General features: G+C 67.4%; 23 protein-coding genes and 2 pseudogenes. 16 read left to right on the forward strand and 9 right to left on the reverse strand.

Annotated features, from left to right (window positions below; translation table 11 throughout):
- Positions 1-3: 3 nt before the first annotated feature.
- The 4 genes from ON43_RS09505 (at position 4) to ON43_RS09520 (ending at position 6,228) form a co-directional block, all read left to right on the forward strand.
- The gene (locus ON43_RS09505) at positions 4-1,149 is read left to right on the forward strand and encodes an LLM class flavin-dependent oxidoreductase (RefSeq protein WP_040805890.1); all 1,146 of its coding nucleotides are present in this window, start codon (positions 4-6) and stop codon (positions 1,147-1,149) included.
- 240 nt (positions 1,150-1,389) lie between these two features.
- Positions 1,390-1,671, forward strand: a complete 282-nt coding sequence (locus ON43_RS09510) for a hypothetical protein (protein WP_040805891.1) — start codon at positions 1,390-1,392, stop codon at positions 1,669-1,671.
- 59 nt (positions 1,672-1,730) lie between these two features.
- Positions 1,731-4,496 (forward strand): ATP-binding protein, encoded by a 2,766-nt coding sequence (locus tag ON43_RS09515; protein WP_040805893.1) that lies wholly within the window; start codon positions 1,731-1,733, stop codon positions 4,494-4,496.
- 52 nt (positions 4,497-4,548) lie between these two features.
- On the forward strand, positions 4,549-6,228 hold the full coding sequence (locus ON43_RS09520; protein ID WP_051178208.1) for a bifunctional metallophosphatase/5'-nucleotidase: 1,680 nt from the start codon (positions 4,549-4,551) through the stop codon (positions 6,226-6,228).
- A 3-nt stretch (positions 6,229-6,231) separates the two neighbouring features.
- Here ON43_RS09520 and ON43_RS09525 read toward each other — a convergent pair whose 3' ends face one another.
- Positions 6,232-7,509: an oxygenase MpaB family protein gene (locus ON43_RS09525; RefSeq protein WP_040805895.1), complete on the reverse strand. Its 1,278-nt coding sequence runs from the start codon at positions 7,507-7,509 to the stop codon at positions 6,232-6,234.
- A 161-nt stretch (positions 7,510-7,670) separates the two neighbouring features.
- Here ON43_RS09525 and ON43_RS09530 point away from each other — a divergent pair, with 161 nt between their 5' ends.
- From ON43_RS09530 to ON43_RS09550, 5 genes are all read left to right on the forward strand, one after another.
- Positions 7,671-8,225, forward strand: a complete 555-nt coding sequence (locus tag ON43_RS09530; RefSeq protein ID WP_040805989.1) for an HD domain-containing protein — start codon at positions 7,671-7,673, stop codon at positions 8,223-8,225.
- Between the two features lie 74 nt (positions 8,226-8,299).
- A complete protein-coding gene (locus tag ON43_RS09535) occupies positions 8,300-9,208 on the forward strand; it encodes a LysR family transcriptional regulator (RefSeq protein ID WP_040805897.1) in 909 nt (302 codons plus the stop codon).
- A 205-nt stretch (positions 9,209-9,413) separates the two neighbouring features.
- Complete coding sequence (locus tag ON43_RS09540; protein WP_040805899.1) at positions 9,414-9,689, forward strand: hypothetical protein; 276 nt, start codon at positions 9,414-9,416, stop codon at positions 9,687-9,689.
- 149 nt (positions 9,690-9,838) lie between these two features.
- Positions 9,839-11,461 carry a right-handed parallel beta-helix repeat-containing protein gene (locus ON43_RS09545; protein WP_040805900.1) on the forward strand — a complete coding sequence of 541 codons (1,623 nt, stop codon included), beginning with the start codon at positions 9,839-9,841 and terminating at the stop codon, positions 11,459-11,461.
- Between the two features lie 213 nt (positions 11,462-11,674).
- Positions 11,675-12,400: a DUF8020 domain-containing protein gene (locus tag ON43_RS09550; RefSeq protein WP_040805901.1), complete on the forward strand. Its 726-nt coding sequence runs from the start codon at positions 11,675-11,677 to the stop codon at positions 12,398-12,400.
- A gap of 63 nt (positions 12,401-12,463) precedes the next feature.
- On the opposite strand, the gene ON43_RS09555 is transcribed toward ON43_RS09550, so the two are convergent.
- Entirely contained in the window at positions 12,464-14,092 is a 1,629-nt protein-coding gene (locus tag ON43_RS09555) for an APC family permease (protein ID WP_245568525.1), read from the reverse strand.
- A gap of 108 nt (positions 14,093-14,200) precedes the next feature.
- Between ON43_RS09555 and ON43_RS09560 the strand changes: the two genes are divergently transcribed.
- The 3 genes from ON43_RS09560 to ON43_RS09570 are packed head-to-tail and all read left to right on the forward strand — an operon-like array spanning position 14,201 to position 16,277.
- Positions 14,201-14,830 (forward strand): TetR/AcrR family transcriptional regulator, encoded by a 630-nt coding sequence (locus tag ON43_RS09560; RefSeq protein WP_040805903.1) that lies wholly within the window; start codon positions 14,201-14,203, stop codon positions 14,828-14,830.
- Positions 14,827-15,984: a DmpA family aminopeptidase gene (locus ON43_RS09565; RefSeq protein WP_040805905.1), complete on the forward strand. Its 1,158-nt coding sequence runs from the start codon at positions 14,827-14,829 to the stop codon at positions 15,982-15,984. Before ON43_RS09560 ends, ON43_RS09565 begins: the two co-directional genes overlap by 4 nt.
- A 44-nt stretch (positions 15,985-16,028) precedes the next feature.
- Positions 16,029-16,277 carry a hypothetical protein gene (locus ON43_RS09570; protein WP_040805907.1) on the forward strand — a complete coding sequence of 83 codons (249 nt, stop codon included), beginning with the start codon at positions 16,029-16,031 and terminating at the stop codon, positions 16,275-16,277.
- 39 nt (positions 16,278-16,316) lie between these two features.
- On the opposite strand, the gene ON43_RS09575 is transcribed toward ON43_RS09570, so the two are convergent.
- A complete protein-coding gene (locus tag ON43_RS09575; RefSeq protein WP_051178209.1) occupies positions 16,317-16,670 on the reverse strand; it encodes a hypothetical protein in 354 nt (117 codons plus the stop codon).
- A gap of 197 nt (positions 16,671-16,867) precedes the next feature.
- Between ON43_RS09575 and ON43_RS09580 the strand changes: the two genes are divergently transcribed.
- Positions 16,868-17,287 carry a YciI family protein gene (locus tag ON43_RS09580; RefSeq protein WP_040805909.1) on the forward strand — a complete coding sequence of 140 codons (420 nt, stop codon included), beginning with the start codon at positions 16,868-16,870 and terminating at the stop codon, positions 17,285-17,287.
- A gap of 147 nt (positions 17,288-17,434) precedes the next feature.
- Positions 17,435-18,715, forward strand: coding sequence for an RNA polymerase sigma factor (locus ON43_RS09585; protein WP_040805911.1), 1,281 nt, complete (start codon positions 17,435-17,437; stop codon positions 18,713-18,715).
- A gap of 4 nt (positions 18,716-18,719) precedes the next feature.
- On the opposite strand, the gene ON43_RS43590 is transcribed toward ON43_RS09585, so the two are convergent.
- The 3 genes and pseudogenes from ON43_RS43590 to ON43_RS47140 all read right to left on the reverse strand — a co-directional run.
- Entirely contained in the window at positions 18,720-18,923 is a 204-nt protein-coding gene (locus ON43_RS43590) for a DUF397 domain-containing protein (RefSeq protein WP_306304960.1), read from the reverse strand.
- The gene (locus tag ON43_RS46115; RefSeq protein WP_040805913.1) at positions 18,911-19,288 is read right to left on the reverse strand and encodes a DUF5753 domain-containing protein; all 378 of its coding nucleotides are present in this window, start codon (positions 19,286-19,288) and stop codon (positions 18,911-18,913) included. Before ON43_RS46115 ends, ON43_RS43590 begins: the two co-directional genes overlap by 13 nt.
- Positions 19,289-19,385: 97 nt before the next feature.
- Positions 19,386-19,823 (reverse strand): annotated as a pseudogene (locus ON43_RS47140) (helix-turn-helix domain-containing protein); the annotation flags it as partial.
- A 138-nt stretch (positions 19,824-19,961) separates the two neighbouring features.
- On the opposite strand from ON43_RS47140, the gene ON43_RS09600 reads away from it, so the two are divergent.
- On the forward strand, positions 19,962-20,423 hold the full coding sequence (locus tag ON43_RS09600; RefSeq protein WP_051178210.1) for a DUF4254 domain-containing protein: 462 nt from the start codon (positions 19,962-19,964) through the stop codon (positions 20,421-20,423).
- Positions 20,424-20,578: 155 nt separating this feature from the next.
- Positions 20,579-21,622: a glycoside hydrolase family 43 protein gene (locus ON43_RS42330; protein ID WP_157513971.1), complete on the forward strand. Its 1,044-nt coding sequence runs from the start codon at positions 20,579-20,581 to the stop codon at positions 21,620-21,622.
- A gap of 76 nt (positions 21,623-21,698) precedes the next feature.
- Here ON43_RS42330 and ON43_RS44720 read toward each other — a convergent pair.
- The 3 genes and pseudogenes from ON43_RS44720 to ON43_RS09620 all read right to left on the reverse strand — a co-directional run.
- Positions 21,699-21,803, reverse strand: a pseudogene (locus ON43_RS44720) (aminotransferase class I/II-fold pyridoxal phosphate-dependent enzyme); the annotation flags it as partial.
- Positions 21,804-22,217: 414 nt separating this feature from the next.
- Entirely contained in the window at positions 22,218-22,763 is a 546-nt protein-coding gene (locus tag ON43_RS09615) for a hemerythrin domain-containing protein (RefSeq protein WP_040805996.1), read from the reverse strand.
- Between the two features lie 459 nt (positions 22,764-23,222).
- Positions 23,223-23,873 carry a TetR/AcrR family transcriptional regulator gene (locus tag ON43_RS09620; RefSeq protein ID WP_040805918.1) on the reverse strand — a complete coding sequence of 217 codons (651 nt, stop codon included), beginning with the start codon at positions 23,871-23,873 and terminating at the stop codon, positions 23,223-23,225.
- Positions 23,874-23,932 lie beyond the last annotated feature (59 nt).

Below are 23,932 nucleotides of genomic sequence, written 5' to 3' on the forward strand. Positions count from 1 at the left end.
CGAATGAGCTTGTCGTTCCATTGGTTCCTGCCCACGTCCGGTGACTCGCGCGGCCTGGTGGTCGGTGGCCACGGCACCCCCATGTCGGGTGACCGTCCGGCCTCGCTGCACTACCTGAACCAGATCTCGGCGGCCGCCGAGACCAATGGCTTCGAGGCCGTGCTCACCCCCACCGGTTCCTGGTGCGAGGACGCCTGGCTGACCACGGCCATGCTGGTGGAGACCACCGAGACGCTGAAATTCCTGGTGGCGCTGCGGCCGGGCCTGATGAGCCCGACCCTGGCCGCGCAGATGGCGGGCACCTTCCAGCGGCACTCCGCGGGACGGCTGCTCATCAATGTGGTGACCGGTGGCGAGCCGCGGGAGCAGGCCGCCTACGGCGACTTCGCCGACAAGGAGTCGCGCTACACCCGGACCGGTGAGTTCCTGCACGTGGTGCGGTCGCTGTGGGAGTCGCACGAGCCGATCACGTTCCAGGGCGAGCACATTCACGTCGAGAACGCGCTGCTGAGCAACCGGCCCGATCCCATCCCGCCGGTCTTCTTCGGTGGCTCCTCCGCTCCTGCGGGTCCGGTCGCGGCGAAGTACGCCGATACCTACCTCACCTGGGGTGAGCCGGTGCTGGCGGTCAGCCGCAAGCTCGACTGGATCCGCGGCCTGGCGGTCGACCACGGTCGCAAGCTCGACTACGGCCTGCGCATCCACGTCATCACCCGCGACACCTCCGAGGAGGCGTGGGCAGTCGCCGACAAGCTGCTGGCGGGCATCGACCCGGCCGATATCGAACGCGTCCAGGCGGCTCTCGCCCAGAGCGAATCCGAGGGCCAGCGCCGCATGTCCGAACTCCACAACGGCAATACCGACCGCCTCGAAATCGCCCCCAACCTGTGGGCAGGCGTCGGCCTGGTCCGCGGCGGCGCGGGCACCGCCCTGGTCGGCTCCCACGAGGAAGTGGCCGAACGCCTCATCGAATACTCGAAGGCCGGCATCTCCCACTTCGTCCTCTCCGGCTACCCCCACCTGGAGGAGGCGTACTGGTTCGGCGAGGGCGTCCTCCCCATCCTGGAGCGAAAGGGCCTGTGGCAGCACCCCACCCGCCGCTCCTCCCACCCCGCCACCACCCCCTTCGCCAGCGCCTCGAGCAGCTAACCCATCCACCCGCCGCCGTCATCCTGGCGCGTGCCCGCCGTCATCCCGGCGCGCTTCTTGGCCGGGATCCACTGTCCGCGGTGGATCCCGGCCAAAAACATGCCGGGATGACGGCGGGCGGGGGATAACGGCGGGCGGGATGAGTACCGCGGGTGAGTATTTCGGCGGAAGTCGGAGCGGCCCTGGTCTTCCTACGCTTTCGGAGTCATCCACCACGGGTGACTCCGGGAGGAGGAGACCATGTCCTACATCCACATCACTCGCACACCCGGTGTCGGGTTGAAGGAGTACCGCGTCGTTCACGAGGCGCTGGGGCCGGAGCCGATCGCCGGGAACCTGCTGCACATCGTCGGTGAACTCGACGGCGCCCTGCACATCGTCGACGTCTGGGAGTCGGCCGCGCTCGCCGACAAGTTCGCCGCCGAACGCCTGTTCCCGGTCTTCGAGCAGACCGGCCTGATGCCCGGCCCCGATGCCCGCGTCGAGGCCTTCGAGGGCGAGGTCACCGACCTGCGCGGTTAACGGTCGCGATCCCGGGCGGAGAGCCCGACGTGCGAGTAACGTGCGGCCCGGAGGTACCCGTGTCGACCGAGTTCATCGGCCGCGAGCGCGAGCTCGCCAACCTGCGCCGACACTGGGAGGAGTCGGTGCAGGGCCGACCACGGCTGATCATCTGCCGCGGTGAGGCAGGCATCGGCAAAACCCGCCTGGCCACCGAACTCACGACCTGGGTCCGAACGAGGGGTGGCCGCACCCTCTGGGCACGCGCCCTCGAAGCCCGAGACGCCCCGCCCTTCTGGCTCTGGCGCCAAGCCTTCGACGACCTGCCCCAGGCCGCGGAAGCCGAAGACCGCACCCAACTCTTCGACACTTTCGCCGCACGCCTCGGAGGCGACTCGACCGGAACACTTCTCGTCATCGACGACATCCACTGGGCCGATGAACCATCGCTGCTGGCGCTACGCCATATCGTGCGCGGGTGGCGAGAGCAGCGAATCATGGTGTGCGCCACCGCTCGGGACGAGGTTGCCGACAGCTCGGACGGATGGCGGGCAGTTGCGCCGGAACTATTGCGTGAACCTGTGACCCATGTCCTGGATCTGACCGGGCTCTCGCCGCGCGGATCGGCTGCCTGCCTGAGTGGTGCGGCCGAACGCGAAGTGCCCGAGCGTATTGCCGCCGAGGCCTATGCGATGAGCGGTGGAAACCCGTTCTATCTGAGGGAACTCGGTCGCGGGCTACGTGACCGTCGGGGCGGGTCCGGCGGGCTGGAAGAACTGCGCCTGCCCGCCACGCTGCGCGAGGTGGTGCGCGGTCGCTTGGCCACGCTGCCGCCGCGCGCTCAGGAACTGTTGCGGGCCGCGGCAATTCTGGATGACGAATTCTCCGTGGCGGTTGCCGCCCGGCTCATCGGCCGTCCGGTGCTGGACTGCCTCTCCGCCCTGGACGCGGCCGCCGCCTCCGGCCTGCTGGTCCTCGAATCACCGGGCGGCACAGTCCGATTCACGCACGCCCTGGTCCGCGCCGCCTTGCACGAGGGACTGCCCCTGCAGCAGCGCGTCCTGCTGCACGCCCGCGCCGCCCGCGCGATCGAAGACCTGTATCCCGACACCCTCGACCACCATGCCGCCGCCTTGGCCCGCCATTACGCCGAATCCGCCGTGGTCGGAGACCGCGCGCCCGCCGTCGACTGGGCGCGCCGCGCGGGCGACAATGCCTTGCGCGAGTTGGCCTTCGAGGAGGCCGCCCGCCTCTACGGCACCGCCCTCGAACACGCCACCGGCCTCTCGTCCGCTGACCGCGGCCGCCTCCTCGTCGCCCGCGCTACCGCCCACCTCCGCGCAGGCCACCTGGACCCCGCTCGCTCCGACTGCGTCGCCGCGCGCGCCCAAGCTCACCGCACCGGCGATACGACACTGCTCGCCGAGAGCGCGCTGGTCCTGGAGCCCATGGGAAATCTGCTGTGGGACCGCGATATTCACCAGTGGTGCAGCGAGGCCCTGGCGAACCGCGATGGTCAGGGACTGTCGGATGCTCTGCGGACGCGGCTGTTGGCGCGGGTGACCGAGGCGGGGGTGTACCTGGGGTATTGGGCGGAGGCCGACGAAACCTCGTCGGCGGCGGTGGAATTGGCGGATCGGTGTGGGGATTATGAGGCGCTGGTGGCGGCGTTGCGGGCGCGGCAGTTGGCTTGTACCGGGCCGGAGTATTTGGCGGAGCGGGCCGGGCTGGCGGGGCGGATGATCGAGATCGGGGTGCGGACGGGGCGGCCCGGTACCGAGTTGTGGGGGCGGTTGTGGGCGATCGATAGCTATTGGGAGAGAGGGGATATCGGGGGAGTCGAGACCGAGTTGGCGCGGTTGCGGTGGTGTGCGCGGCACACCGGGGGACCCATGGCGAACTGGCATGTGTTGATCACCGAGGCTGCGGTCGCGCAGGCGAGGGGTGAGTTGGACACGGCGCTGCGGGTCGCGGAGCAGGCCCGGGAGCTGGCCGAAACCCTGGGGCATCCGGCCGGTTTCGGTGCCTTCCGTTCGCTGCTCGGGAATGTGGGCCACCATCGCGGTCATGCGGACGAAGCTCTCGAGGTGCCGCCGGACGCGCATCGCGGCGAGGTGCGCAATCGCCTCTTCATGGCGCTGGGCCCGGCGCAGCCGCTGTCCGAATGTGGTCGATTGGACGAAGCCGGTGTCCTGTACCGCAGTCTGGGACCGCCGCGGCAGTGGGAGATTCCGCCCTTCTTCCGGCTCGTCGTCCTGGCCGTCGGCGGCTCGATCGCGATGGCCCTCGGGATCACCGCCGATCTCGAATGGTTCGTCGAACAGTTCCGGCCCTACCGTGACCGGCACGTCGTCAGTGGCGCGGGCAACGCGCACTACTTCGGTCCGGTGGCACTGTGGCTGGGCAAGTTCGCCGCCGTGCTCGACGATCCGGAGACCGCCGAACGTGAGTTGCGGGCCGCGCGGGAGGTCTGCCGCGCCAATGGCGCGAAGGGGTACGTCGTCGAGGCGGAGTGCGAGCTCGCCGAGCTGCTGCTCAACCACGGGGCGACCGAGGAGGCGCTGGCGCTCGCGAAAGGCGCTCTGCCGCACAGTGAATCGATCGGCATGCCGCCCTGGACCGAGCGGCTGCGCCGGGTTATTGCCGAGGCGTCGGCGCGGGCGGTGCTGTCCCCGCGCGAGCGCGAAGTGGCCGAGCTCGTCGCCAAGGGCCTGAGCAACCGCGAGATCGCCGCGGCGCTGGTGCTGTCCGAGCGCACCGCGCAGAACCATGTGCAGCACATCCTCACCAAGCTCGGCTTCACCAATCGCGCTCAGATCGTGGCCTGGGTGAGCCGGGGACACTGAATTCACCTGCCCGTCGAGCGAGCGTCGACCGCGTCTGCCACAGTCGAGGGCTATGAAGGGTCGTGTTCTGGGTCTGTGCGCGGCGGTGCTGAGCATCGGCCTCGTAGCGGGGTGCGGTGGCGGCGGGGAAACGAGCAAGCCTGCCGGTCCGACTGCGGTGCCGCTGGTTTCGACCGGTGATCTGCCCGCCGCGCAGACCGGCGAGGTGCACCTGTTCGGCATCAATGACCTGCACGGCAACCTGCAGCCGCCGGACGGGTCCAATGGCAAGGTGGGCACGTTCACCGCCGGGGGAGCGGCCTACCTGTCCGCGCACCTCGCGCGCCTGAAGGCGGCCTATCCCGACAGCGCGGTCCTGGCGGCGGGCGACAATATCGGTGCCAGCCCGCTCATCTCGGCGCTGTTCCACGACGAGCCGACCATCGACTTCATGAACTCCATCGGCGTGGTCGCCTCGTCCGTCGGCAATCACGAATTCGACCACGGCGTCACCGAATTGAAGCGCCTGCAGCAGGGCGGCTGCGCGGCCGACGGCTGCACCCCGGGCGAGAAGTTCACCGGCGCGAAGTTCCCCTACCTGGCCGCCAATGTCACCGACTCGAATGGCAACCTGCCGCCCGGCCTACGCCCGTGGACCATGCTGCAGCTCGGCGGCCACAAGATCGGCGTAGTCGGCACCGTCACCACCGACACCGAACACATCGTGCTACCCGAGGGCATCCGCGGCTTCCGCTTCGGCGACGAGGCCGACGCCATCAACAAGTACGTGCCCGAGATGAAGGCGGCGGGCGCGGAGACGGTGGTGGCGCTGCTGCATGACGGCGGCGCCCAGCAGGCGAAGGGCGCACCCCTCGACTACAACGGCTGCGCCGATATCTCCGCGAACGTGAAAGCGTTGGCGCACAAGACCGATGACGCGGTGTCGGTCATGATGACCGCGCACAGCCACCAGGCCTACAACTGCACCCTCGACGGCAAGGTCGTCACCCAGGCCGCCTCTTTCGGCCGCCTGGTCACCGATGTGACGCTGCGCTTCCACGACGGCAAGGTCGACGCCAAGGCCGTCAACCGGGTCGTCACCCGCGACATCACGCCTGCCCCCGCGACGGTCCAGCTGGTGGATTTCTTTGCCGGGCAGTCGAAACCGCTCGCGCAGCGGGTGATCGGCAGCTCCACCGCCCCGCTGCCCGCCGAGCCCGCCGGGGCCGGTGACTCCCCGCTGGGCGATGTCATCGCCGACTCCATGCTCGACGCCATGGCGAATGTGCAAGCGGTGGCGGCCTTCATGAATCCCGGCGGCGTGCGCGCGGGCCTGACCGGCGGCAATATCACCTACGAGCAGGCCTATACGGTGCAGCCCTTCGGTAATGCCGTGGTGGCCCTGGCGCTGACCGGGCAGCAGATCCTGGGCCTGCTCGAACAGCAATGGGACAACGTGAGCAAGCCCGCCGTGCTCTCGATAGCGGGCATCACCTACTCCTACTCGGACTCAGCGCCCAAGGGCCACAAGGTGATCAGCGACACCGTCCGCGTTGCCGGTCAACCTTTGAACCCCGCCGCGTCCTATCGCGTATCAACCAACAACTTCCTTGCGGCAGGCGGCGACGGTTTCACGATCTTCACCCAGAGCACCGAAACCGTGGTCGGCCCCAGTGATCTCGATGCCCTGGAGTCCTACCTGCGCTCCCATGCCGCCGTCACCCCACCCCAGAGCCGCGTCGAGAAGCGCTGAGGCTCAACGCCGAAACTCCTCGACCGGGGTGAATTCGGCATCCCGGTCACCGACCTCATTGCGATACCACTGCTCGCGCCGATACCTCTGCACCCGATCCGCGACCGCGTCCAGCCCGGGCACGGTGCGGCGCAGCGTTTCCGCCCCGAACACCACCGGCGCCTGCACCAGCGGATGCAGCACCCACGGGAACCGGCGCGGCATCCGATGCCGGGCGTAGGTGGCGGGCGGCAGCCAGAATCCGGTGTATCCGATCTGCACGCGATAGTTGATCTCGTCGCGAATTCGCTTGGCCCACGGGGTATCCGGCTTGGGCGCGAACGCGGGCAGATAGGACTCCACCAGCTCCTCGCCATCCGTGCCCGCCGTGTGTGCGCGTTTGACGAAGGCCGCGAACATCAGCCGCACGGCGGCCTGGAAATCGCGCGGATACCAGGCAGGCTGCACGCCCAGCAGATGGCCGACATATCGCCAGAAGTGCAGTGTCGCTTCGATTTCCGAGATCGTGGTCTGATGGCCGAGGCTCCACAGCGCCAGCCCCGGCACCACGCTGCCGCCCATCAGGGTGAGCGTGGCATCCCCGACGCTGATCGGCACGCCCCACGCGTCGTAATCCCATTCCGGCCGCTGCATGAGCTTGCGCCGGATGAACACGTGCATGATCCGCACCCGCATGGCGGTCTGTCGCCCCCGCGCCCCGGCATCCAGCCCGCCCGGCTCGGAGACGTCGATCCAGAACCGCACCGTCTCCAGCTGCCGCTTGTGCGCCTTGTCCCCGGCGTACCCGCCCGCGTACGACAGCGGCTTGGTGATCGAGCTCTCCGAGTACATCTCCAGGGTGCTGGTGGTGGCGAAGCTGAAAACCGAAGTCCCCCAACGCCGGAACACCTTCGCGCCCTGCGCCACCAGCTCGGTGTCCAGCCAGTCGGGCGCGGTCTCGAACTCCTCGAACAATGCCCGCAGGGTCGGCGGCGCGTCGGGGACGCTGTCCACGCCGTGGGTCAGCGCTCGATCCAGCATGGCCCGCCCGGCCTTGGGTCCGATCTCGCCCAGGTACACCTCGTCGACGAACGCCTCGGCGACCGGATCGGCCTGGTAGTAGGCGGTCGCGAAGGCCCGCACCAACTCCTCGTCGGGTTGCGGATCGAATCGGAACACTCCGCGCCACATCCGCCGCGCCCACTGCACCCGCGGATCGGCGAGCCGGTCCCAATACCGGAACTCGCTCGGAATCTTCCCGGCCGCAGCCGCTTCCAATGTCGCGGGAGCCTTGCCTGCCATGGGTGCAGCCTAAGTTTCCCGCCCGGTCCCGAGCAGAGATTTCCGGCCAACCCTCGAACGGCTCGGGCAAGCTGCGGGCCTTGCTTTTCCGGATGGAATTTTCCAGATGTTTTCTGATCGACGGTGGTGGCCGCGCCCGGCCTCGCCATAGGGTGCCGCTCATGAATCCCGCGACCGTCACCACCGTCGACGACCTCATGTCCCTGCTGGCTGACTGCGAAGACGCCTGGGACATGCCCGACCGCAGCGGCGATCCGGTCGACATCCTCGATCATGACCGCCAGTGCGCCGAGATCCTGCGCCGCGACTTTCCCGAGGATGAGGAACTGCAGGTCGCCGGGCTGGTCCACGACATCGGGCATGTGCTGTTTCCCGGCGACGACGCGGGCCACGGCGTGCACGGCGGCGATGCGGTGCGCGATCTGCTCGGCGACCGTGTCGCCCGTCTGGTCGAACTCCATGTGGTAGCCAAGCGGTACCTGGCGGCCACGGATTCGGTGCACGCGGCGGCACTCTCGCCCTCCAGCCAGCGCACGCTGGTCGCCCAGGGTGGTCCCATGACGGCCGAGGAGATCGCCGCCTTCGAATCGGATCCGGACTTCACCGCCGCCATCGCCCTGCGTCGCGCCGACGACGCGGGCAAGGTCGTCGGCCTCACCGTCCATCCCCTGGACGTCTGGCGGCCGATCATCGAACGCGTGGCCGCGACGCGCTGATTCCCCATTCTGATCGTGAACGCGCCGGAATGACCGGGTCGGAGGCACTTGCCGCCACGGCATAGACTCGCTCTATGCCATTGTCGCCACGGGTGCCCGACCTCGCCGCGCTCGATCTGCTGCTCTCGGTGATCGAGCTGGGCAGTCTCGGGCGCGCGGCCAAGGCGCACGGGATCAGTCAGCCGTCGGCGAGTTCGCGGATTCGGTACCTCGAGCAGCTGGTGGGGGTGCCGGTACTGGAGCGGACCACGCTCGGCTCGCGGCCGACGGCGGCGGGCGCGCTGATCGCCGAGTGGGCGCGCGATGTGGTCGACGCGGCCGAACGCCTCGACGCCGGGATCGACAGCCTGCGCGCGCAACGGGATTCGCGGCTGCGGGTCGCGGCCAGCCAGACCGTCGCCGAATATCTGTTCCCCAAATGGCTGATCGGATTGCGGGCCCGCATGCCGGAGACCTCCATCGCCCTGGAATCGGGCAATTCAGCGGAGGTTGCGAAGGCGGTGCTGGAGGGCCGGGCCGGCATCGGATTCGTCGAGAGCCCGAAGCTGCCGGGCGGCCTGGAAAGCCATGTGGTGGCCAATGATCGGCTGGTCGTGGTGGTCGCCGCCGGTCATCCCTGGGCCAAGCGGCGCGAGGTCGGCGCGGCCGAGCTGGCGCGCACGCCCCTCATCTACCGCGAGCCCGGATCGGGCACCCGCAACTCCTTCGAGCGGGCCATGAGCGCCGATATGCCCGGCTGGGAGCCGAATGTCGCGCTGGAACTGTCCTCCACCACGGCCATCAAGACCGCGGTCGCCGAGGGTGTCGCCCCGGCGGTGCTCAGCTCACTGGCGGTGGCGACCGAACTGGCCGAGGGCACCCTGGTCTCGCCGGGCGTGGTCGGCCTGAATCTGGACCGGCAGCTGCGTGCGGTCTGGCCTACCGGCCAAAAGCCGACCGGTCCCGCGCGTGACTTGTATGCCATTGCGCGCCGCCCGATTTGAGTCCGTTCTGGGAGTTTTGCGTGAAGTGTTGACAGAGTGACGCCTATCACCATAATCTTCCGGCGCGGGCACTGCGGATTTCGCGAGGACGGACTCTGCCTGCATATTTCTGTCGTCAATACAATGGCTTCGCTGAATTCGCAGCCCGAAGACACAAGTGCGCCAACGCCTCCCGTGAGTGTTATCAAAGGGTTATGGTCACCGCATGGTGCGAACCGCCGCCGCAGCCGCAGACCCGGATGAACCTGACATTCCGGCCACTGCATCGCGGCCAAAGCTAGAGGTTGTTCAAGAATCGCCTGACCCCGAAGCGCCACAGCAGCACTCCTTCGGCGCACACGTCCTGAGCGCGGCCGATATCGAGCGACTCCCGTCCTCGGCCCGGCACCGCATCGCGGCCTTCATCCACCTGCAGGTGGCCACCCTGGAGGAGTGGCCCGAACCGGTCCTGCCCCCAATTCCCGAGCTCGACGAGATCTGAACCCGCTCGGAGCCCTTTGCGCCTCCGGCCAGTTGAATATTTCGTGCTTCCGGCCAGATGCCCCTTTGTGCTTCCGGCCAGATAGCACCGCCGGATCCTGGGATTTTGCCGGATGGCTCCGGTAGTCCGGCCTGACATGGTCAAAGACCATGAACACCTTGCGGCCGTCCAGCCCGAAGCATCCCCGAACCCGTGCCGCGACCCTGCTGGCCGTCCTGGTGGCCCTCGGTGCCCACGCCCCCGGACTTGCCGCGGCCGAACCGGATTCGAGCACCTGGTACGTCCGCGCGGGCGCTCCCGCGGGCGGAACCGGTAGCGCGGAAGCGCCTTTCGACTCTCTCGCCCGTGCCGAGGCGGTCTCCCGTGACGGCGACACCATTCTCGTGCAGCCCTCCACCGCGACGCTGGACGGCGGCATCGCGCTCAAACCCGGCCAGAAGCTGGTGGGCGACGGCCCCGCGGTCATCGGGGCCGATGCCGCCGCGCTGCCCCGGATCACCAACACGACCGGTGCCCACGACGGTGACGCCGTACGCCTGGCCGCGCGCACCGAGGTTCGCAATCTGGTCATCACCGGCGCCCGTCGTGGCGGCATCTACGGCACCGACGCGATCGGCACGGTGATCGCGGGCAATGACGTCACCGGCACGAATCAGCAGTGCGCCGACGGTTTCATGATCGGCCCCTTCGGTCTGCCGCCCACCCTCCCGCTGGGCGCGTCGATTCCGGCGCTGCCGGAGTTCATCACCCTCAACAATGGCTGGGCGGCCATCATGACCGACTTCCGCGCCGCGGCGGGCACGGTCCGCATCGAGGGCAATACCGTCCACGACACCGCCTGCGGCGACGGCATCGATATCCGCGCGCTCGGCGCCAGCGATATCGATGCCGCGGTGAGCCGGAATACGCTGCGCGACATCAATCTCGGCCTGGCCAAGCTGTCGGTGCTCACCATCGGCGTGCAGGCCGGCGACAACGCCCGGCTGACCGGCCGGATCGACGGCAACTCCGAGACCGATATCGCCACGGCCGCAACGGGTCTGACCAATGTCATGGCCGACAGCGAGGGCGTCTTCATCAACCCCTTCGGGCAGGCGCACCTGGATGTCACCGTGGACGCCAACCAATTCCACAATGGCTACGGCAATTTCTCCGCCAATGGCCTGGAGTACGCGACCACCAGCGGTACGCCCGACAGCCGGGTCACGGTGACCAACAGCGTCTTCGACAATGTCACCGGCGACCTGATCGAGAACTACAACCTCAGCACCGGTGGCGCGCATCAGTCGCTGACGTTGAAGAACGTGTACGCACATCATTCCACCTTCCCGGGCGCGGCGCTGAATTCCGTTGTTCCCGCGAATCTCGGAACCTGTGTGGTGACAACCAATTTCGGCCGCGCCGCGCACACGGACCTGACCATCGCCGACTCGGATTTCGGTGATTGCAGCGCCGACGGCATCGGCCTGATCGCCTACACCCCGGCCGGAAGCGAGCCCAGCACCGCCGCGCTCACCTTCGATATCCGCGACACGGTTCTCGGCGGAGCCGCGGCCAATGGCATCAGCATCCGGAATATCGGCGACACCGCCGTGCTGCACGGCTCCATTGTGCGCACCTCGATCGCGGCGGCCCGGGAATCGCTGCTGCGGGCGAGCAGCAGTGGAGGCCGAATCGGCAGTGCCGCAATTGATCTGAGCGATATCACCCTGGATGGCAAGGCGGCCGATCGGCAGGCCGTGCAGAAGGAACTGATGTCCAATTTGTCGTGATGTGGCCAATTGTTAACCATTGGTCCATTTCTTGAATACCTAGATTAACGGCGAAAGTCCTTGCCGGGCAACGTGTCAGGAAAATGTGCGTCCAGTCACTTATGGCAAATATGCATTGCCACTTGTCTGATAACAGACTTAAGGTTTGCTTGTCAGTAACTGAACCTGCGACGTGTCCTGATTCCGCAGGCCTACTCAATCGAGGTAAATCAAGTGCTCAAGCGTGGACTCGTCGCGGCTTCCGCATTGGTGGCCGCAATCACGACCATCACCGCAGGAGCGGCAAATGCCCAGCCCGCCACCGGTGATGTGGGTGCCGTCCACTGGACCGCATCCGCCACCGACCGATCGGGCACCATCACCACCGATGTCGGTTCCATGGATGTCGAAAACGGCGTCTTCAAAATCAAAGGCGCCGATGGCACGGTGGTTGCCGGAACCGAACTGACCTTCCGCGTCGACGATTTCGTCTTCCCCATCGCGGCGGAAATCCGTGGCCTCACCGCCACCCTGACCCCGCAATTCGATCTGCAGCACGCGGTCTATCAGCCGGTCGCCATGCCTTTCGAAGACACTGCCCCCTGGAAGACCCCGTACGACCGTGAGCAGGCGGCCTGGAACCGCATGAAGGACACCATCTCCATCGGCGCCACCATCGGCACCCTGGTCGGCGGCATCGGCGGCGCCGCCGTCGGCTGCGCCCTGGGCGGCATCGCCGTCGGCTCCGGCGCCACCCTCGCCACCGGCATCATCGGCGGCCTCTTCTTCTTCCTCCCCGGCGCGGTCGTCGGCTGCCTCGCGGGAGCCGCCGCCATGGGCGCCCTGGGCGCCGTCGGCGGCATGATCCTGGTCACCGCCCCTGTGGCCATCGCCGCCGCGGTCCAATACTTCACCACCATCAACGAGCCCTTCACCCCGGCGCCGGCTCCGGCGAAGTAGCCGACGCGGGCTCCGGCCCCGGTCGCGCCGATGAGGGCGCGACCGGGGCCTCCGCTGGTTCTTTCATTCCTCGTGGATCGGATCCGGGAGGGTCCAGCGCTGATCGCGCCGAGGGCGTAGGTAGAGGGCGTAGTAGGCGTAGCCCGCGGCCATGGTCGCTGCGGCGAAGGCGATCTGCTGCCAGTCGTTTCGGCCGAGGCTGTAGGCCGAGTAGAGCATGACGGCGATGACGATCAGCGGGGGTAGTGGCCACAGGGGCATCCGGTAGCCGCCGGGGATGCCGTTGGCTGCCAATCGGATTCGCAGTGCGGCCAGGGCTACGAACAGGTACACCAGGACCAGGCCCGCGCCGGTGGCGACTATGAGCCAGTGCAGCGGCAGCATTGCGGCCGCCAGTGCTGCGAAGGCGCCGACCGTCAGTGTCGCGACCACCGGGGTGTGCAGGCGCGGATGGACCGCGCCCAGTGCGCGATCGATCGGGTCCGGCCAGCTGCGGTCGCGGGCCGAGGCGAACAGCAGCCGCGCGATCTGGAGGATGATCGCGATCACCGCGTTCACGATGGCGATCGCGATGCCAACGCTCACAGCGGTATTCACCGCCGACCCGCCGCGCGCGGTCAGGAAGTAGTTCATCGGGGCATCGCTGTGCAGCAGCTCAGTCAGTGAGGGTGCGCCCAGCACGACCGCCGCCAGCGGCAGGATCTCGATGGCGACCGTCGCGGCCAGGCAGATCATGATCACCCGGCCGATGGTCCGGGTGGCATTGCGCGTCTCCTCGGCGTAGTACACCGCCGCGCCATAACCGTTGTAGGCGAACAGCGCCACGGGAATCAGCGTGGCCAAGGACCCGATTCCCACTCCCGCCAATCCATCTCCGGCTGCCGTCTGTGCGTGGACGAAGGTGCCCGGCCCGCGCTCGGTATGGGCCAGCCCGAGCACGACCAGCGCCGCGATGGCCGAAACCTCCACGCACAGAAAGACTCCCGTGACCCAGGCGTTCGCCTTGATATTGCACAGCGCGATCACCGTCGTCACCGCGATGACTCCCACCCCGACCCACTTGCCACCCAGACTCGGTATCGCCACGCTGAGGTAATCGCCCGCGCCGAGCGCGATCACCGCGATGATCAGGACCCCGTTCACCAGCGTCAGCACGAAGATGGCGAAACCGCTGGAGCGCCCCAACAGCCTTGCCGCCCAGGTGTATTCACCGCCCGCGATCGGATAGGCCGCGGCCAGCTCCGCATAGCAGAGCCCCACGAACACCGACGCCACCGCCGCGAGCGCGAGGGTGAGCACCGACGCGCCCCCGGCCGCCAGCAGTATCGCCGGAACGATGATGAAAACGCTGGAAGCCGGCGTCACCGCCGACAGCGTGATGAGGATGTTCTCCATCATCCCGAGCGCCCGCGACAGCTGCTGCGGGTAATGCCCGCGAGCGCCTGCGCCAGAGCTTGCGGTGGAGTTCGTGTCAGGCAATTCGCCGGTGGTCGGTGTGCCAGGGTGCGCGGGTATCGCGGTGGGTTCCGCGAGCTGTGCACTGGGCATCTCCGCGGTCGGTGCGTCGAGGTTTTCTGCCGGTGCTGAGTTGACGGACATCGGGGAGGGGTCTGCGGGTGACGCGGTGGCGTTCACGGGCAGGGGAGTCGGGGTGTCGTCGGGCAGGGGAGTGGGGTGCGCGGGTGTCGCCATGACCGTGCCTTTCTTTGACTTAGCATCAAAGAATGGGGGAACTCGGCAGGACAAGAGGCACGAAGAGACGTAACAATGACTTAACTGTCTGTCGACGGAAGGACACCGGTGGCGCGGAAGAAGGATCAGGAGCGGGCGCGGCGCGCGATTATCGACGCCGCGCTCGCGGCGGTCGCGGATCCGGGGGCCGATCGGCTGCGCATCCGCGAGATCGCCGGCACCGCGGGTGTCTCGCCGGGCACCGTGCACTACTACTTCGAGGATCTGGCCAATCTGCTGCACGAGGTGCATCGCTTCGCCAGCGACCGCTTCTTCGGCGACCGGCTGGCTATGGTCACCGAGATTCCGGACGCCAGAACCAAGATCGGCGCGCTGATCTGGGCCGGGCTACCCGAATCGCCGGATGACACGCTGGTCACCGCGCTGTACCGGCTGGCCTCGTACCACGCCGTCTCCGCCCAGCACGGCGATCTCATCACCGCCCTGTTCAACCAGCAGGTGGCGGTGTACGCCAGCGCGCTGGAAGTCGGAATCGCCCAGGGGCACTTCATGATCGACGAGCCGATCCTGAGCGTCGCCCGGAATCTGGTGGCGCTGGAGGACGCCTACGGCCTGCACATCGTCAGCCGCAACCGGTCCATGACCAAAGTGACCGCCGCCCAACTGATCTGCTCTTTCGCCCGCACCGCCACCCGCTGCCCCGACATCACCGTGCCCGCCGAGGAGGCCCATCGATGACCGACCCCCAGCTGTACTCACCCGACGGCCGTCCCCGCGCCCGCTTCCTGGGCATCGCGCCGCCGGGTGAGCCCGGACCCTGGAACGCCATCACCGACGTGCCCGGTGTCGAGGTCGGCTATCGCACAGTCATTTCCGGTGACGGGCCGCTGAAAGTCGGCGAAGGCCCGGCCCGTACCGGCGTCACCGCCATCCTGCCGCGCGGCCGCGCCGGGGTCGGGCGGCCCTGCGCGGCGGGCTGGTACTCGCTCAACGGCAATGGCGAGATGACCGGCACGGCGTGGATCGACGAGGTCGGCCAACTGTCAATGCCCATAACGATTTCCAACACCCACGCCATCGGCCCCTGCCACACCGGCGCCGTCGAATGGATCGCCCGCGCCCACCCCCGCCTGGCCCGCGAATGGCTGCTCCCGGTCTGCGCCGAAACCTGGGACGGCTACCTCAACGACATCAACGGCGGCCACATCACCCCCGCCATGGTCGCCGCGACCCTCGACTCCGCCCGCACCTGGCCCCTCCTCGAGGGTTCGGTGGGCGGCGGCACCGGCATGAACTGCTACGGCTTCAAGGGTGGCTCGGGCACCGCCTCCCGCCGGGTCCCCTTCGGCCCGGACACCTACACGGTCGGCGTCTTCGTCCAGGCCAATTTCGGTGCCCGCCACGAACTCACGATCGCGGGCCGCCGCGTCGGCGCGGAACTGGATACCGCCAACCCGCAGGAGACCGCCCCCTGGCCCGGCGACACCGTCGCTCCCGGCGGCGCGGGATCGGTGATCGTCATCGTCGCGACCGATGCGCCCGTGGACGCTCTCCAGTGCAAGGCCATGGCCCGCCGCGTCCCCTTCGGCCTGGCCCGCACCGGCACCACCGGCAGCCTGTTCTCCGGCGACCTGTTCCTGGCCTTCTCCACGGCCTCGGATCGCCCGTCCGACACCGGCTTTCCGCGCGGCGAGCCGATGCCGGAGGAGCTGGTCACCACCACGCGGCTGCCCTGGAATCGCATGGATGCTCTCTACGCCGCCGTCGTCGAGGCCGTCGAGGAATCGGTCCTCAACGCCCTCATCGTCAATGCCGACATGACCGGCCGCGACGGCCACCACTCCCCGGCCCTCCCACACGACCGCCTCCGGAAACTGTTGTCGGGCAAATAATCGGTTCGAGGTGCACCGCCTCTCCCGCGGGGCACTATCGAGGCATGTCCGAAGTGAACAAGCACAACCTCGTCTATTTCGAGAACCCGTCGATGCGCGGCCTCTACGCCGCCATCGACGAATGGCAGCGCACCAACAACCACCGCTTCCTGTCCCTCACCATCCACCCCGACGCCGGCAACTTCTGCTGCATCGCCCTGACCAATCCGGCCGAGGTGGTCATCACCAGCGTCGACGGCCACAATCACGCCGCGGTCAACCGCTTCGGCAACCTGTCCGTCACCTCGGACTAGGCCGAATGCGATGCTTCCGCACTGATTGTCGGCGAGGTGCTATCCGAGCTCCCCGCGCTTCTCCTGCCACGTACTGATCTGCCGCGGCCGCCACGCCCCACGCACCAAGGGGTTGTGGCCGTGCCGCCCGCTGCGCAGCTCCTTCCGGAACTCCCGGAAGTACTCGAACCGGATCATCAGCAGACCGAAGACGAAGAGCGCCGTCGCCACGATCGCGCCGATGATCGCCCACCCGCGATAACCGGATGCGGCGGCCGTCAGCGTCATCCCGAGCACCGCGATCCCCAGCAGGCACGACACCAGCGCTGGACCTTCGCCCGGATCTTCGATCGCATCCCCCGGATGCGGATGCCAATGTTCCCCGTTCGGCTTGATCGCCGTCACTTTCACCATGTCTACCTCCCTTGAACTGCGGAGATTTGTAGCCCTTAGTCCAGAATGCGCCGATCGGCGAAGCTATGTGTGGGTAATTTCGGAGATTTGCGGGTCAGTGGCCGATTCTTTTTTCGAGGCCGTGTCGATTCGGCGGATCACCATTCGACCTTGACGTGAGAGGGTCGGACAGCGACCCCCGACAAGGAGGATGACCCATGAAGCACATGATGATCTGGCGCGCCACCGACGAGGGCAAGGCGTCCATGGCCGACACCGACTTCGGGAAGATGCTCGAGATCATGGGCCGCTACAACGACGAGCTGATCCGGGCCGGAGTGCTGCTCGCCGCCGAGGGCCTCGAGGACGCGGAGGAGGGTGTCGTCGTGGACTACTCGACCGAACCGCCCCTGGTCACCGACGGTCCGTACGGCGAGACCAAGGAACTGTTCGGCGGGTTCTACATCCTGAACGTGGCCTCCAAGGAGGAGGCGATCGAATGGGCCAAGCGCGCGCCGAACTTCGGCCCCGGCTTCAAGACCGAGATCCGCCGCGTCACCACCATCGACGAATTCCCGCAGGACAACGAGTGGATTCAGCGGGAACGCGCCTGGCGCGAGAAGACAGGCCAGCTCTGAGACCTGCTCGACGACAGGCTCTGAGGCTTGGTCGACGGGAGGCTCTGAGGCTTGGTCGACGGGAGGCTCTGAGACCTGGTCGACGGGAGGTACTGAGGCTTGGTCGACGGGAGGCTCTGAGGCTTGGCCGACGGGAGGCTTCGTGCGATGACCGACAGCACCGGTCGTGAGGCGGTCGCCGCGGTGTGGCGCATCGAATCCGCGCGCATCGTGGGCGCTTTGGCCCGCTACACCGGCGACTTCCCGCTCGCCGAAGACCTCGCCCAGGAGGCGCTGGCCGAAGCGCTGGTGACCTGGCCCCGGGAGGGCGTGCCGCGCAATCCGGCGGGCTGGCTGCTCACCGTCGGCCGCCGCCGGGCCATCGACGCCTTCCGCCGCCGGGCCGCCCGTGACGACCGCTATTCCGCCCTCGCCCGTGAATTGGGCGAGGGCGGAGCGGCTACCGGTGGCCTGCCGTCGGAAACGGCTGGTGCGGAACCACTCTGGGATCCGGACCAGATCGACGACGATGTCCTCGCGCTGATGTTCATCTCCTGCCACCCGGTGCTCTCCCGCGAGGCGCGCGTGGCTTTGACCCTGCGCGTGGTCGGAGGTCTGACCAGCGACGAGATAGCCAAAGCCTTCCTGGTGCCCACCGCCACCGTGCAGGCCCGCATCACCCGCGCCAAGAAAACCCTTGCGGCAGCGAACATCCCATTCGCCGTGCCTACGGCCGATGAGCGAACGGCCCGCCTCACCTCGGTCCTCAATGTGATCTACGTGATCTTCACCGAGGCCTCCACGGCAACCTCCGGAGATTCCCTCATCCGCCTGGACCTGGCCGCCGAAGCCCAGCGCCTGGCCCGGGTACTAACCCGCCTCGTGCCCACCGAGCCCGAGGCGCACGGCCTGCTGGCCCTGCTCGAACTGACCGCCGCCCGCTTCCCGGCCCGCACCGACGCACACGGCCAGCCGATCCTGCTCGAGCACCAGAACCGAAACCGCTGGGACCGCTCCGCCATTCGCCGCGGCCGAGCCGCCCTAGACCAAGCCGCCCGCGCGGGCCGCGGCCTCGGCGCCTACGGCCTCCAAGCCGCGATCGCCGAATGCCACGCCGTCGCCGACTCGGTAGATTCCACCGACTGGCCCCGCATAGTCCTCCTCTACGAGGCCCTCTCCCGCCTCTCACCCTCCCCGATCATCGACCTCAACCGCGCGGTTGCCCTCTCCATGTCCGAAGGCCCAGCCGCCGCCCTGGCCCTCGTCGACGAACTCAAATCCGCAGCCGCCCTGGCCAATTCCCACCTGTTCCCGAGCGTCCGAGGCGAACTGCTCACCCGCCTCGGCCGCCGGCAGGAGGCCCGCACCGAATTCGAACGCGCCTTATCCCTCTGCGCCAACGGCCCGGAACGCACCCTCCTCGAGAGCAAGCTCGCCGCCCTGGACTGATGGACTATCCCTGCCAGACCCCACTGGTGAGGAAGCTGTCCCACTGATCGGCGGAGAACACCAATGCGGGTCCGCTCGGATCCTTCGAGTCCCTGACGCCCACCGCTCCGGTCGAAAGATGGGCGATCTCAACACAATCCGCGTTGGGCTGGCTTCGTGTGCTCTTGAACCATCTGGCATCGGACAGGTCTACAGTCACGCCGCGCACTCCTTCGCGATCTGCTGCACCAACTGCTTGGTGTCATCCTCGGACAACGCTACTCGCTGAATATCGTTGATCGCCTGACGATGTCGGTCGATCATGTCGGTCCGTTCGAGATACAGGGCTCCTTCGAACCCTTCCACGTACACCACGGGCGGCTCGATGAGGTGGTTTGCGAGGGGTGGAAATTCCAGCAGAGTGAACGACTGGACGATCAGTCCGAGGTGGCTGCCGGAACTGAGGGGCACCACCCGGATCGAGACGCTGGGTCGTGTGGTGGCCACATCGAGGATGTGGTCCAGCTGCTCGACCATGACGGCAGGGCCGCCGGGTGTCTGCCGGATCACAGCTTCGGACAGCAGGATATTCACTCGAAAGTTCTTGTCCGCCAGTCGTACTTGTCGGTGGGCGGCCAGTTCGATGCGTCGATCGATATCGACGGACGGACGAATGGTTGGGATAGGCGATCCGGCTGACCGCCCGGCGATATCCGGTGGTTTGCAACAGTCCTGGCAGCAAAACCGTCTGATGGGTGGTCAAACGATTGGCGACGGCCTCCAAGCTCAAATAATGGTCGAAATGAGGTGCGTACTGGTCTGTATATGCCTGCCACCAACCCTTGGTCGTACCGGCCAGTTTGGCCGCTTGTGCCTGGTCTCTGACCTCCTGCCACAGACCGAGCACCTCCTCACGTTCCCCGCCGCTGTCGGGTACCTCGTAGAGATCGAGCAGATCCCGAATCTGGCCCGTGGAGAGCTTCACCTTCTGCCCGTCTTCTATTCGCCCAATGCTTTGCGGCGATAGATCGATGTGCAGCCCGGCGGTCAATTGGCTCTTACTTGCTTGTTCTCGGTAATTACGAAGCCTACGGCCGAGGGCCCGTCTGGGGAGCGATGATCCGACCATTTCGTTTGCCTCGCTATCTGGGTGTATCCATTCTGGAATGCCAACTAATTTCGCTGCAAAGCTCGGCGGACATTCCCAATTCTATTGCCGCAGGTGTCTACTGAACTCACGAACTCGAAAAGCCGAAGGGGGCAACGAATGTCATCTCTGCCGTCGAAGGATCTGCTCCTGGACGCGTGTGCGGGCAGCATCAGCGAGGCGCATCCGCTACTGCGGGCCGCCTACGAGCTGGCCAGTCTTCATGAGGCGCGGTACGTGGCGGATCTGTGTGGCCTGTTCGAAATCGACTGTGCTCGTGTCCGATTGATCCGCGAGATCGACCGCTGGACCGCGCAGGTGCTGCCTCGCCCCTTCGCCGCCGCGACCCTGCATACGGAGACGCTCGGCATGGTGGTGGACCGGTTGGCTCAATTCTCCGTCGATGCCCGGAGCAGCCTGGGCGGTGCGGACGCCGAATGCCTCCGCCATCACACCTGGACGCGGCTGGCCGAACTGTCCCTCGCCTACGCCGACCTCTCGCACGATCTCGCCGCGCGCACCCGCCGCATCCCCGAATCCGTCACGCCCCGCCCGGAAGCGCCCGAAAGAGGCTCCCGATGACCGGGAGCGGGCCGAGCGAATCGCTGTGAAATCCTGGCCTTTTTCTTCGGTGATTGAACTGGCCGACCCCGCCGTCGAAACTGGATTCTCGACGTTTGCTGGAGGCGAAGCTGATGGGTTGGCGAAGAACGCTCGGACTGCTCAGTGTCCTGATCATGTCCGTCAGTACCCTGTTCGCGCTGTCCGTCAATCCGCGCGCGTCGGCCACCGGTCCGCATAGCGAGGAATTCACCAACCCCATCCTCGTGCCCGGCGCCGACCCCAGCATGGCCTACTATCAGGGCCGCTTCCACCTGGTTCAGGGCGACGTCTACAACAACGACAACATCGTCATCCGGTCGTCGGACACCCTGGGCGGCCTGGCCGACAGCAAGCCGGTCGTCGTCTGGGAACACCCGTCCTGCCCCGGCCCCGCCTGCACCCGGGTCTGGGCACCCGAACTCCAGCACATCGGTGACCGCTGGTGGATCTACTTCGCCGCCCAATCCGACGACCGCAACGAATCCCACCGCATGTACGCCCTCCGCTCCACGGGCGACGACCCCACCGGCCCCTACGAATACCAAGGCCCACTGGACCTCCCCGGCGGCTGGGCCATCGACGGCACCTACCTCCAATACGCCAACGCCGCCTACTTCTTCTGGTCCTGCCTGCGCGACCCCGATGACACACGGGTACAAGACATTTGCGTCGTCAAGATGTCGGATCCCATGACGCCCACCGGCGATCGCGTCAGCATCGCAACCCCCGCCGCCGCCTGGGAAACCATCCCCAACGACGCCGACCTCCTGATCAACGAGGCCCCACAACCCCTGATCGCCCCCAACGGCAGCCTCTTCCTGACCTTCTCGGCCAACGCCAGCTTCGACGACACCTACCGCCTTGGCCTCCTAGAACTCTCCCGCGGCGCGAACCCCCTGGACCCGAAGGGCTGGACCAAGTCCGGCGGCCCCGTCCTACCGGGCTCCACCGGCGCAATAGCCCCGGGCCACAACGGTTTCCTCACCATCGACGGCCACCCCTGGATCGCCTACCACGCCCGCCTGGAACCCAACACCGGCTGGGCAGGCCGCAGCATCCGAGTCCAACCCATGAACTTCACCCCCAAGGGCCGCCCCCAATTCGGCATGGCCCTCGGCCCCGACGCCCCCATCATGATCGACGCCCAGCCCCCGAATCCCGCTGCCGCACCGGGCTGATGGCCGTCAGGTGGTCACTGGCCCGGTCGCGGTACGTCGCCGCGCCACGCGCCGGTCTCGTGGGGCTGGTTCTCGATGACGGCGGATGCGAAAAAGGCCGTGCCGCATCCCATTTGGGCGCGATCCAATACGGCCGCACGGCGGAGAAGATCAACCCCGCGACGATCGACTTGTGGCTGTCGCTACGGCGATAACCGGTTTCTCGGCAGTTAACCGCGCGGAACAGGTCGGATCGGCCGTGGAAATACCGGTGCGTCAACGTCCCGGAACCGGGTATGCGAACTTTGTCCGAGGGCTACCTGTAGCCCGAGTGCAGGCGCTTCGTGCGGCTCGCGGCTGAGCACGGCATCAACGGCGATGGTTCCCGCAACGGTGCGGGATTCGGGCAAGCCGCGAGCACCGAAACCGGCTCGACGGTGCGCAATCCTGGAGAGGGAGTCCGACCATGCCCGATGCGTCCAGCCGCGCGCTCGACGAGGCGGCGCGTCCTTGTCGCGGCTCGGTCACTGACCGCCGGTGGCGCCGCCCATAGACGACTGGTCCCGCCCGAGCAATCGGGCGGGGCCCCAGTTCGAAGTTCCGCGGGCCGGACCGTTCACGCTCCCCGCGGCTCGCTGATGGCGTCGCGGACCCGGTCGAGCATGGCCGCGAACGGCCCGACCAGCAGATTGGCCTTCGCCGATTCCACGCCCTGATGCGGGCGGGTCGGAGCCAGTGCCTCGGCGATCTCGACCGCGCGCCGCATGGCCCGCAGCTGACGGGGCTCCAATTCCTCACGCAGCAGCGAGAATTCGTCCTGCTCCTCGTGCTCGGCGTGCTCGATGACGTCCTCGCGCAACTGCGCCAGCCCCTTCTCGAACTCGGTGGAGTCGATATCGAGCGATTCGAGCTCGGCCAATTGCTGCTTGGCCTGGTTCTCCTCCGCGAGCCGGGCATCGATCACCGTTGCCCCGTCCTCGATTTCGCCGCGGGCGCGCGGGTGAATGATCTCCTCCTCGGCCGTCTCGTGCACCGCCAGCAGCCGCCGCAACTGCCGGAACTTTGCCTCCCGCTCCGCCGGATCGGAGGCGTCCAAGGTCTCGGTGAACAGCGTTTTGATCTGCTCGTGCTGGCGCAGCAGCAATTCGATGGCGTCGCCGATGCCCTCGGGTTCGCTGCTCGGCTGCGCCCGGCCCGGATCGTTGTCGTGGCTGTGCGCGCCCGCCTGCCGCGGATCGGCCGAATTCTTCTCCCCGAAGCTGCCGCTGCTGGCCTTGCCGCCCTTGCCGGCCTGCTCGACAGTGTCCGGGCGATTGCCGAATTGTCCTGGATTGCCGGTGTTTGCCATGGGATGTTCCTCCTGTAGGCGAACAAGTCGCCGGCATGCGGGCCGGGTTCGCTCGCCGTACCCCGATTCGGCTGGTTCACGCACGATCGAGAGTGTTTGCGGGCGCAGCGACCGAGCGTTGTCGCCCGTGGGAGAGGCGGCCGCCGCAGCTGATTCGAGAGGATGAGGTGATGTCCGAAACCGACGATCTCGCACAACGTCTGGCCGAAGCGGTCGGCCGGACGGGCCTTACGGTTGCGGCGCAGTTTATGCCGTGATCGGGGCGCCGGTGGGTCAGTCCGAGCGGGGGAGGTCCAGCGGGGGGAGGGGGCGGTGGCAGATTTCGTGGGCTTCTTCGGGGGAGAGGCCGAACATGCGGAGTAGGTCTTCGGCTACCTGGTCGGCGGATTCGGCGTCGTCGCGCTCGGGGTGGTCGTGTAGTAGGCGGCCGAGGCAGAGGGCCGCGCCGGCGACGATGGTCATCGACAGGTCCGGGTCTTGGATGGTGAAGCGCCCGGCTTTGGCCGCGGCCTCGATGTCGCGGCGGGCGCGGGGGGCGAGCCCGCGGTCCGAGTTCGCCAGGCTGAGGCCGTTGTTGAGCAGGACCTTGCTGAGGGTGGGGTGCAAGCGGTGCAGGCGGCCGGTGAGGCGGAAGCTCTGCGCGAAGACCTGAGCCGGGTCTTCGACGTCCTCGCACAGCAGGTCGAGCAGGGCGCCGTGGCGGTCGAGCGCTTCCTCGACGGCGGCCTGGAACAGTTCCTCGCGGCTCTGGAAGTGGTTGTAGAACGAGCCCATTCCGACGTCGGCGGCCTGGGTGATCTCCAGGATCGGCACGTTGATCTTGCCGTCGGCCAGCAACGATTGCGCCGCGCCGACCAGTGCGGCGCGCGTGCGGGCCTTGCGGCGTTCCAGGCGATTGGGTCCCGACCCGTTGCTCGCGGTCATCGATACACCTCTCCTGCTGTCCAGACTCAACATCGTAGCCGCTCGACTCAATATTGACG

Source organism: Nocardia concava NBRC 100430 (assembly GCF_000308815.1).
Lineage (GTDB): Bacteria > Actinomycetota > Actinomycetes > Mycobacteriales > Mycobacteriaceae > Nocardia > Nocardia concava.